The organism is Nonomuraea sp. NPDC050733 (genome assembly GCF_040654215.1).
Lineage (GTDB): Bacteria > Actinomycetota > Actinomycetes > Streptosporangiales > Streptosporangiaceae > Nonomuraea.
In genome coordinates, this window is sequence record NZ_JBFAHO010000082.1 from 1 (window position 1) to 9,178 (window position 9,178).

11 protein-coding genes and 1 pseudogene are annotated in these 9,178 nt (G+C 71.5%); 2 read left to right on the forward strand and 10 right to left on the reverse strand.

Translation table 11 applies throughout. The features are described from left to right. The 9 genes from AB0H64_RS44720 to miaA all read right to left on the reverse strand — a co-directional run. The coding region (locus AB0H64_RS44720) for a helix-turn-helix domain-containing protein (protein ID WP_357638019.1) at positions 1-112 on the reverse strand (112 nt) is incomplete at its 3' end. Then, positions 105-536, reverse strand: coding sequence for an IS200/IS605 family transposase (gene tnpA, locus AB0H64_RS44725; protein WP_357637997.1), 432 nt, complete (start codon positions 534-536; stop codon positions 105-107). The genes AB0H64_RS44720 and tnpA (AB0H64_RS44725), both read right to left, overlap by 8 nt. Before the next feature lie 175 nt (positions 537-711). Then, on the reverse strand, positions 712-1,074 hold the full coding sequence (locus AB0H64_RS44730; protein ID WP_310710431.1) for a phosphomannose isomerase type II C-terminal cupin domain: 363 nt from the start codon (positions 1,072-1,074) through the stop codon (positions 712-714). A gap of 328 nt (positions 1,075-1,402) precedes the next feature. Continuing rightward, the gene (locus tag AB0H64_RS44735; RefSeq protein WP_357638001.1) at positions 1,403-3,679 is read right to left on the reverse strand and encodes a tetratricopeptide repeat protein; all 2,277 of its coding nucleotides are present in this window, start codon (positions 3,677-3,679) and stop codon (positions 1,403-1,405) included. A gap of 19 nt (positions 3,680-3,698) precedes the next feature. Continuing rightward, complete coding sequence (locus AB0H64_RS44740; protein ID WP_357638003.1) at positions 3,699-4,454, reverse strand: hypothetical protein; 756 nt, start codon at positions 4,452-4,454, stop codon at positions 3,699-3,701. A gap of 51 nt (positions 4,455-4,505) precedes the next feature. Beyond that, positions 4,506-5,318: a diaminopimelate epimerase gene (dapF, locus tag AB0H64_RS44745; RefSeq protein WP_357638006.1), complete on the reverse strand. Its 813-nt coding sequence runs from the start codon at positions 5,316-5,318 to the stop codon at positions 4,506-4,508. Positions 5,319-5,401: 83 nt separating this feature from the next. Next, positions 5,402-6,271, reverse strand: coding sequence for a hypothetical protein (locus AB0H64_RS44750; protein ID WP_357638009.1), 870 nt, complete (start codon positions 6,269-6,271; stop codon positions 5,402-5,404). Further along, a complete protein-coding gene (locus tag AB0H64_RS44755) occupies positions 6,268-6,768 on the reverse strand; it encodes a SigE family RNA polymerase sigma factor (protein WP_357638011.1) in 501 nt (166 codons plus the stop codon). The genes AB0H64_RS44750 and AB0H64_RS44755 overlap by 4 nt, the downstream gene beginning before the upstream one ends. A 97-nt stretch (positions 6,769-6,865) precedes the next feature. Beyond that, a complete protein-coding gene (gene miaA / locus AB0H64_RS44760) occupies positions 6,866-7,771 on the reverse strand; it encodes a tRNA (adenosine(37)-N6)-dimethylallyltransferase MiaA (protein WP_357638013.1) in 906 nt (301 codons plus the stop codon). A gap of 83 nt (positions 7,772-7,854) precedes the next feature. Between miaA and AB0H64_RS44765 the strand changes: the two genes are divergently transcribed. Beyond that, positions 7,855-8,058, forward strand: coding sequence for a hypothetical protein (locus AB0H64_RS44765; RefSeq protein ID WP_357638015.1), 204 nt, complete (start codon positions 7,855-7,857; stop codon positions 8,056-8,058). A gap of 151 nt (positions 8,059-8,209) precedes the next feature. Here the strand turns inward: AB0H64_RS44765 and tnpA (AB0H64_RS44770) are convergent. Continuing rightward, positions 8,210-8,628, reverse strand: a pseudogene (tnpA, locus tag AB0H64_RS44770) (IS200/IS605 family transposase). Between the two features lie 23 nt (positions 8,629-8,651). On the opposite strand from tnpA (AB0H64_RS44770), the gene AB0H64_RS44775 reads away from it, so the two are divergent. Next, a partial coding sequence (locus tag AB0H64_RS44775; RefSeq protein ID WP_357638016.1) for a transposase occupies positions 8,652-9,178 on the forward strand: 527 nt, incomplete at its 3' end.

Here is a 9,178-nt window from a genome sequence, read left to right on the forward strand (position 1 = left end):
GTCGTTCCTCCAGCGCCGCGTTGTACAACGCCCGATGATCGTCCAGCATCGCCGTCAGCGTGATCTCCTGGTGCCGGGTCGGCCGCAGCAGGAACCTGAACGACCTACGCATCCTCGCCCCCGCTCTTGGCCTTGGGGACACGCTCGCCCTGGGTCTCGATGTACCGCTGGACCGTGGCCGCGCCGACTGCGCCCACACTCGCCACAAAGTACGAGCGCGACCACAAGGTCGGCAGCCGGGAGCGCAAGTGCGCAAACTCGGCCCGCAGGTGGTGGGAGGTACAGCCCTTGAACTGGTCGGCCACGTACGACGGGGAGTTCCTCGGGTGTGGCTTGACGAACAGATGCACATGGCCGGGCATCACCTCCAAGGCGATGATCTCCCAGTCGTGCTCAGCGGCCTTGGCACGCAGTAGTTCCTCCAGCCGGGTCCTGACACGACCGCCCAGGACAGGCCGCCGACACTTGGGACACCACACCACGTGGTAGCCCAATTCGTAGGCCGCACCGGGGGAAGTACGCACCTGACCAGACACACGATCAGTATGACCATCGAGTTCTCAGAACACCCAGTATTCGCCCGAACCCGCACGAGCCTGCGACTCAAGGCACACTCAGGCGCTGGAGCGCCTTCCCGCTCGGCATTCCCCCGCCTTCGACCTGATGGATCGCCGGGCAGCGCCGAACAAGGCCGCCGGCTACCGCGGGCCGTCAGGAGCGACCGTAGGAGTCCTCGAGCCGCTCGATGTCGTCCTCGTCGAAGTGGCCGAACGCGATCTCCAGAATGCGCGTGGCCGGGCCGGACGAGCTCAGCCGGTGGGTCTGGCCGCGCCGGATCAGGATGCGCTCGCCCACCTCGGGCTCCAGGCGCTTGCCGTCGACCTCGAACACGCTGCCCGGGTCGAGCGCCACCCACAGCTCGTCGCGGTGCTCGTGCCGCTGGAGGCTGAGCCGCTCCCCGGGCAGGACTTCGATGATCTTCACGGTGGACGGCTCGTTGAGCGTGAACCGCTCGAAGCCGCCCCACGGCCGCTCGTCCCGGATGACCGCGGCCAGCCTGTCGATGTCCTGCATCGTCCCCTCCACGTCTGTCGCGCGGGCAATGCCCCCCACGCGAGGTTCACGGCATCGGAGACGGCCCGGGGCGCGTCGCGGGCCGTTCTCCGATCCGGAGCGCAAGCTACCAGGTGATCCATTCGCGCGACCCGGCGGACCACCCTCACCGGACCACCCGTCCCGCGACCACAACCCGGGCACCGAGGCCCACACCCCGCCGATACCAATGACTCCGTACTCCGGACGGCGTCCAGCGGACCGATCCCCCAGTCTCCTCCACTGACCGCGTTCCGTACGCTCCGGTCCCGGGCGCCCGTGAGCGGGCGCCCGGGACCGCATGGCCTGGCTAGAGGCCGTACTCCTTCACGATGCGCTCGTGCCGCTCCACTTCGACGTCGACCTCGCGCGCCAGGTCGAGCCAGGCCAGCGGGTGCGACCAGCGCTCGGTGGCGTCGTCGAGCAGGGCGTCGACCTCGACCGCCGACACACCGGGCGGGACCGCCACCCAGCCGAAGACGCCGGGCAGCGGCTCGCCGCTGGTGGGGTGGGTGATCGTGTAGTTGTCGTCGCTGTAGACCCACATCGGCCAGCCGCGCTCGGCCATGACCTCGGTGAACTCCGCCCAGTCCTCTTCGCTCGGCGCGGCGCCGTCGAAGAAGTAGCTGGTGTAGCCGCCGGGCCGCAGGATGCGCACCGCCGCGAACGGGGGCACAAAGTTCTGCGCCTCCTGGGGGTCGTCCGGGACCGGCTCCAGCAGCTGCGGGTCAAACACCACGAGGTCGCCCGCGTTGTAGTCCATGCCGCGCGGCTGCGGGAGGGCGAGCCGGGCGGTGGCCGGGCCGGTGCGGATGGACAGCACCTGGCGCTGGCCGCCGTCGGGCGCGGGGAGGATGACCCGGATGAGGCCCATCTCCTCCTCGATCGGCCCCGTGGTCGTCTTGATCGGCATGCCGATCTTGGCCGCGCCCTTGCGGACGGTGTCCCAGTCCTCGGCGGAGGTGGCCATGACGACCATGCGCCAGGTGTCCTCCTCGGTGAGCTCGTCGAGGATGTCGAGCAGCGCCCTGGCGCCCTTGGCGTTGTCGTCGAGCTGCTGGGCGGCGGCGGCGACGATCCGGCGGCCCTCGATGCCCGAGCCGGCCGCGACGGCGTGCTCGGCTGCCTCCAGCGCCTCCGGCCAGCGCTCGCGGGCCATGTGGAGGCGGGCCAGCGTGAGCTGCTGCTGGTCGTGCGGGAGCATCGCGGCCATCTGCTCCAGCCGCTCGTCCTGGCGGGCCTCGACGAGCAGCGTGGTCAGGTAGGCGATGTCGTCGGCGTCGGCGGTGGCGACGTCGCCCTCGTCGACGAGCAGCTTCCAGTAGATGTCGGCGCCCGTGGCGGGGTAGCCGAGGTAGCCGAGCGTGGTGGCGTGCCGGCGGGTGGTCTCGAGGTCCTGGCCGGACAGCGGCGAGAGCCAGCCGGCCCAGCGCTCGGGGTCGGCGTTGTGGCCGTCGGCGGCGTCGAAGTAGGCGACGCGCTCGGCGACGGGGCCCGGCGCGGGCGGCTCGGGGGTCGCGTCGGCGGCGGCGCGCAGGGCCGCGATCTGCTCGGCCAGGCCGGTGCTGTCGCGCAGCTCGACCGTGCCGGACTCGGCGAGGTCGGCCAGCAGCCGGGCCTGCCACACGCCCTGCCGGGCGATGGCCAGGTCGCCGGCGATCAGGGCCAGCTCGACGCGGGAGCGGTAACCGCCCATCATGCCGAAGTAGTCGATCCACTGGCGGATCACGCGGCCGAGCTGCCAGGTGTTGGTGATCTGGGAGGAGCCGGCCAGCAGGCTGACGGCGCGGGTCCACTCGACCCAGTCGCCCGGGTGCTCGCCCACCACGTCGAGGTCGGGCAGCGCGTCGACGGCCTCGGCGACGCGGCCCAGCGTGGCCAGGATGAGCGCGCGGCGCACACCGTCGCGGTGGGGCTTGGCCACCGGGTCGTCGGCCTGGAAGTCGGCGGCGGCCTGGAGCGCGTTCAGCGCGTCCTCGGCGCGGCCGGCGGCGAGCAGCGCCCGGGCGCTCTCCGCGCCCAGCTCCCAGGTCGCCTGGCGGCCCGCGGCGCCCAGTCGCTCGACGGCGGCCTCGGCGTAGGTGACGGCCTCGCCGGCCCGGCCCGCGTCCGTGAGGGCCGAGACGTACTGCGTGACCAGCCCGGTGTAGACCGGGCCCGCCGGGTCGGCGGCCTCGATGGCCGCGCCGAGCTTCTCCAGGCGCTGGGTCGCGTAGCCGGGGCCGTCGGCGTTGGCCCAGGCGAGCGCGAGCGCCTCGACGGCCGCCGGGGCGGCCGGGCAGTCGCGGACGTCTTCGCGCTCGGCGAACGCGAGAAGCTGCTCGGCGTCGCCGACCGCGACCGCGCCCTGGGCACGGTCGCCCACGCGGCCGATCAGGTGCCAGTAGCGGGCGTAGAACTCCAGCCAGGGCAGCTCCAGGGTCTCCGCCTGCTGCGCGATGGCCGGAGCCATGACGTCGAGCTGCGGGTAACGGCCCTCGTAGGCCTGTGCGGGGAGGTCTCCCAGCGCCATGGCGAGGCCCACGTTGCCCGCCTCAGAAAGCTGCTGCTGGGTTTCGCCGACCCAGGCCCAGATGTCCACGTCCATGGCAAGCCAGTCTGCCAGGTCAACGAGCCTGCCCAAAACGCAGAAGCTCGATGAGCTCGTCCGATTCGTCACCATTAAGCACGGAAAAAACCGGTGCCAGGAGATCGTCCGTCGTGTCCTCCACGGCCGCTCGGCGCGCGACGAGCTCCGGCGCCGGCTGGGGATACGGCTCCGGCCACTGGGAGAACTTGGCCATCACCTCGCCGGTCACCTGACCGAACGGCGATCCGTCGTGCTCGGCGGCGAGCATCGCGTCGAGGGGGCTCATGCCCGCCGCGATCACCGCGTTGGCGTGCAGGCCGCCGCGCAGTTCGCGGACGACGTGCATGAGCTGCGCGGCCCGCGCGGGCGGGTCGTCCGGCAGGGGCACGGCCCGCCATCCGGCGAACAGCGGCGCCCCGGGCGCGGGGGCGTGCTCGACGACCCGTTCGAGCAGCTCGGCGATCCGGGCGCAGCCGTCGTGGTCGCCGAGCCGGCGCCGCCCCCAGGCGTGGCACACCCCGGCGTAGAGCGCGACGGCCTCGGCGACGGGCAGCCGACGCCCGCCGTTCCAGCTCTCCTCGACGTGGGCGCGCGGGAAGAACACGGCGACCGAGGCGACGACGTCGGCCTCGCACTCGCCGAGCACGCCGCAGCGGCCCCGGAAGTACAGCTCGCGGGCGCCGAGCCCGAGCTTCTCGCAGAGCGCCTTGGCCTCGCGCGAGACCATGAAGCCGCCGCCGTACTGACCGATGGGCCCCTTCACCAGCCGCGCGGTGGTGCGTGGATCCGCCATGGTCCACTCCTCTCGGTTCGGAAAGCGAACCGAGCATCCCTCAGGAGAACATCATTCTGCAAGCATCAGCTCCCCGGCCGCGACGATGACCGCCGGGCCCGCCAGGTAGCTCGTCTCGACGCCGAGCGTGACGGTCAGCGTGCCGCCCGGCACCTCGATGGTCCAGGTGCCGGTGATGTCGCCGCTCAACGCCGCCGCCGCCACGGCCGTCGCGACCGCGCCGGTGCCGCACGCGCGGGTCTCGGCCGAGCCGCGCTCGTACACGCGCATGACCGCGCGCGCCGGTCCCACCGGGTTGAACAGCTCGATGTTGACGCCGCCGGGGAAGACCGACGGGTCGAAGCCGGGCTGGTGGCTGAGGTCGAGCTGGACCACCGGCTCGCCGGTGGCGCAGGCCAGGTGCGGGTTGCCCATGTCGACGTGCAGCCCCTCGAACTCCTGGCCCGCCACGGTCGCGACGCTGCGGCCGTGCACGACGGGCAGGCCCATGTCGACCGTCACGTCCCCGGAGACGTCGAGGGTCACCCTCCTGAGCCCGCCCCTGGTCGCGATGGCGAACTCGCCCGGCTCGGCCAGGCCGGCGTCGACGAGGTAGCGGGCGAAGACGCGCGTGCCGTTGCCGCACATCTCGGCGGCGCCGCCGTCGGCGTTGCGGTAGTCCATGAACCACTCGGCCTCGCCCGCCAGGTCGGACACCTCCGGGCTGAGCTTGGTGCGAACCACGCGGAGCACGCCGTCGGCGCCGATGCCGGCGCGCCTGTCACAGATGGTCGCCACGAGGGAGGCGGGCAGATCCAGCTCGCCGTCATGATCAGGCAGGATGACGAAGTCGTTCTCGGTGCCGTGCCCCTTGAGAAAGCGCATTGACCAATTTTATGCCCAGCCCGCGGACCAGCGGTTCAGCGGCCCGCGCGGCGGGGTCCGCGCGCCCCCGTCGTGTCCGGTCGTCAGGGCGTCCTGGCGCCTCCGGAGCCGAGTACGCCGCCCGACGGAGTCTCGGCCTGCGCCGAAGGGTCGCCGCTCGGTGAAGGGGTGCCTTCGGCCGGCCGGTCGTAGATTCCGACGGCCCATCTGCCCGGCCGCTCGCCGACCAGGGCCGACAGCCGTTCGCGCACCTCGGGGCGGAGCAGCGCCCCGGTCTTTGCCGACTCGCTTTCACAGTCCTTCGACCTGGAGTGCGGGGCCGGCCGGCAGTCCGTGAGGGCCTTTGCCACCTCCAGGACCGGAGCGTCCGCCGGGAAGACCCAGACCTGCATGGCTTGCGGGCCCTTGAGCCAGCCAGAGGGCGCCGAGAGCTCGTCGTGCTGCCCGGCCACTGCTTTCCTGCACCGTCCGGCCGCGCCGCCCGTCTCACCGCCCTTGAGCTTGCCCACCGTGACGACCCAAGCCCGGGGATCGTCGCAGACGACCTGGTACCCGGTGGAGAAGCTGGTCGGTGTGAAGGTCACCGTCCGGCGGACGCCCGTCGTCGCGAACCCTTCGGACTGGATGAGGGGGAGGTCGTACTTCTCCGCCCCCAGCACCACGTGGAAATTCTCGGGCAGCCGCGGGCCGGTCTCGACCTGCGCCGCGTCCACCGGACGCTGCGCGACCGCCGTGTCCTCCGCCCGGGGTGCTCCCGTCCCGAGGCCGTTCACCAGTCCGGCGGCGGAGAAGGCCAGGGCCATCGCCGCTCCGGCCGTCACGGCCCGCCGGGTGCGGCGCATGCGGCGGCCCCGTCGTACGATCGCGTCGAGATGGGCGGCCGGCTCGCCGCCGGTCCGGTGCCGGCCGTGCTCGGCCAGGAAATCGCGCAGGTCGCTCTCGGTGTGCCTCATCGCTGGACCCTCTCCAGGTTCATGGTCTGAATGTCCGGATCGACACGGAGACGGGTGAGGGCCCGGCTGAGCTGGCTCTTCACCGCTCCGAGTGAGCAGCCGACGATGTCGGCGACCTGGGTGAGCGTCCGCCCCTCGAAGTAGTGCAGGACGATCACCGCGCGCTGGCGCGGGGAGAGCGTGCCGATGGCGCTCCACAGCGCCGTCCGCTCGTCCACCTCGGCGGCCCGGTCACGGGGATCGGCCGTCTCGGGGACGCTCTCGGCAGGGACCTCCCGGCGCCAGCGCCGCCGCCACCACGAGGCATGGGTGTTCACGATGATGCGATAGACGTACGGATCGGGATTGCCCTCGATCCGCCGCCAGGCCACCCATGCCTTCGCCAGCGCCGTCTGCACCAGGTCCTCGGCCGTGCCCCAGTCCCGGGCGAGGAGATAGGCCATACGGCAGAGCCGTAAGTGGCGTTGTGCCACGTATGCGGCGAACTCTTCGTCCATCCACCTGCTCCGTCTCATCGTCTTCCGGCGATGACTACCGCCTGGGAGGCGCGTTCGGATGACAGGTGTCCCGCACGAATTTCGTCGGCCTGAGCCCTCAGGCCGTTGCGCCGCCTGCGATGAGGGCCAGAGAGCGGTCGAGCAGGTCGGGGGCGTCGTACGGCAGCCAGTGGACCCGGGGGTCGCGACGGAACCACGACTCCTGCCGCCGGGCGAAACGCCTGGTGGCTCGGACCGTCTCCTCGAGCGCCTGCTCCTCCGTCCACTCCCCCTCCAGGAACCGCAGCACCTGGGCGTAGCCGAGGGCGCGGCTCGCCGTGCGGCCCCGCGCGAGCCCCCGGTCCAGCAGGCCCCGCACCTCCTCCACCAGGCCGGCCGCCCACATCCGCTCCACCCGCAGCGCGATCCGCTCGTCCAGCTCCGGCCGCGGCACCTCCAGCCCGATCTGCACGCTGGGGTAGACCCCCTCGTAGGACGGCATGGTCGCCGAAAACGGCCGGCCGGAGTGCTCGATCACCTCCAGCGCGCGCACGATCCGGCGGCCGTTGCTGGGCAGGATCGCCGCGGCGGCGACCGGGTCCTCGCGCGTCAGCCGCTCGTACAGCGGCGCGGGGCCCGTCTCGGCCAGCTCCGCCTCCAGGCGCGCCCTGATCAGCGGGTCGGTGCCGGGGAACTCCAGGTCGTCGATGGCCGCGCGCACGTACAGGCCGCTGCCGCCGACCAGCACGGGGACCGCCAGCGCGTCGAGCAGCGCCCGGGCGAGCTTCTGGTACTCGGCGACGCTCGCCGTGACCGTGACGTCCCAGATGTCGAGCAGATGGTGCGGAACGCCGCGCCACTCCTCCGGGGTGAGTTTGGCCGTGCCGATGTCCATGCCCCGGTAAAGCTGCATGGAGTCGGCGTTGACGCATTCGCCCCCCAACCGCAGGGCGAGGTCCACGGCGAGGTCGGACTTCCCGGCCGCCGTGGGTCCCACGACGGCGATGACTGGCTGCTGGCGCACACCGATAAGTGTGTCAACTGTCTGGGTATGTAATGACCGACGGCCCCCGGCCCCGTCCGGGGGATCACTGATCGGGGGATCAGATGTCCATTCTCGAGAAGATCAAGGACATGTTCGGGGCGCACGGCAAGCACCACCAGGTGCCCCAGCAGAACGACCCGATGGAGGGCCCGCGCGACCGCCCGGCCGACGCGACGGGCGGCGCCACGGGAGCCACGGGCACCACCGGAGGCCCCGTCCGTGACATGGACGACGAGGGCGGCCCCGCCGAGGGCACCGAGGGCTGACCTCCCGGTCCCGGGACGGCCGAGCCGGCAGAGCGGGCTACCGGAGTCGTCGGTAGTGCTCCGGCCTTCGGGCCAGGGGTGAAGCCGAGAAGCCTGCGTAGCGGGGCGGGAACAGCTGATTCGCCGTCAGGTGAATCGGCGTTCACCCGGTTCAGGTGGGCCGGTTCTGTTGCTCGATGTACTGGCGTAGGACGGACAGGGGTGCGCCGCCCACCGACCCGGCGAAGTAGGAGCCCGACCACAGCTTGTTCGCCCGGTAGTAGTGGCGGGCGAGTTCGGGGAACTCCTGACGCATCCGTCGTGAGGACACCCCTTTAAGGCTGTTGACCAGCTTCGAGATGGTGATCTTGGGTGGGAAGTCGACCAGCAGGTGTACCTGGTTGTTGCCGCCGTTGAATTCGGTGAGCTGGGTTTCGAAGTCGGCGCACACCGATCTCATGATCTCTTCCATGCGGGTCAGGTGGGTGTCGGTGAAGACTCGGTGCCGAGGGACTTCGTCACGAAAACCAAATGGGCGTGGAGCAGGAAAACGCAGTGTCTGCCGGTCCGGATCTCGCTGTGTTGGGCCATAGGCCAACTGTAGGATGCGCCTCGTGCGGCTTCGTTACTCCTTCCGGCTGGACCCGACCCCGATACAGCGGATCGCGCTGGCACGGGCGTTCGGGTGCGCACGGGTGGTGTTCAACGACGCGCTCACGGCCCGCCGTCAAGCGCACGCCGACGGCCTGCCGTTCATCAGCGACGGGGACCTGTCCAAGCGCGTCATCACCGAGGCCAAGCAGCGCCCGGATCGGGTGTGGCTGGGGGAGGTATCGGCGGTCGTGCTCCAGCAGGCCCTGGCTGACGCCTGCATGGCCTACCGCAACTTCTTCGCCAGTCTCAGCGGGAAGCGCAAGGGGCCGAAGGTCGCCGCGCCTCGGTTGCGGTCGCGCAGGGACAACCGGCAGGCGATCCGGTTCACCAGGAACGCCTGGTTCAAGGTGGGCCAGAACGGGAAACTCGTCCTGCCGAAGATCGGCGAGGTGGCGGTGCGCTGGTCGCGGCGCCTGCCGTCGGTCCCGTCCAGCGTGACGGTGATCAAGGACGCGGCGGGCCGGTACTTCGCCTCGTTCGTCGTCGA

Excerpts from the sequence above, each read along its gene's own strand:
- AB0H64_RS44730 (WP_310710431.1), bottom strand. The coding sequence starts at position 1,074 with ATGCAGGACATCGACAGGCTGGCCGCGGTCATCCGGGACGAGCGGCCG.
- AB0H64_RS44735 (WP_357638001.1), bottom strand. The coding sequence starts at position 3,679 with ATGGACGTGGACATCTGGGCCTGGGTCGGCGAAACCCAGCAGCAGCTT.
- AB0H64_RS44740 (WP_357638003.1), bottom strand. The coding sequence starts at position 4,454 with ATGGCGGATCCACGCACCACCGCGCGGCTGGTGAAGGGGCCCATCGGT.
- dapF (WP_357638006.1), bottom strand. The coding sequence starts at position 5,318 with ATGCGCTTTCTCAAGGGGCACGGCACCGAGAACGACTTCGTCATCCTG.
- AB0H64_RS44750 (WP_357638009.1), bottom strand. The coding sequence starts at position 6,271 with ATGAGGCACACCGAGAGCGACCTGCGCGATTTCCTGGCCGAGCACGGC.
- AB0H64_RS44755 (WP_357638011.1), bottom strand. The coding sequence starts at position 6,768 with ATGGACGAAGAGTTCGCCGCATACGTGGCACAACGCCACTTACGGCTC.
- AB0H64_RS44765 (WP_357638015.1), top strand. The coding sequence starts at position 7,855 with ATGTCCATTCTCGAGAAGATCAAGGACATGTTCGGGGCGCACGGCAAG.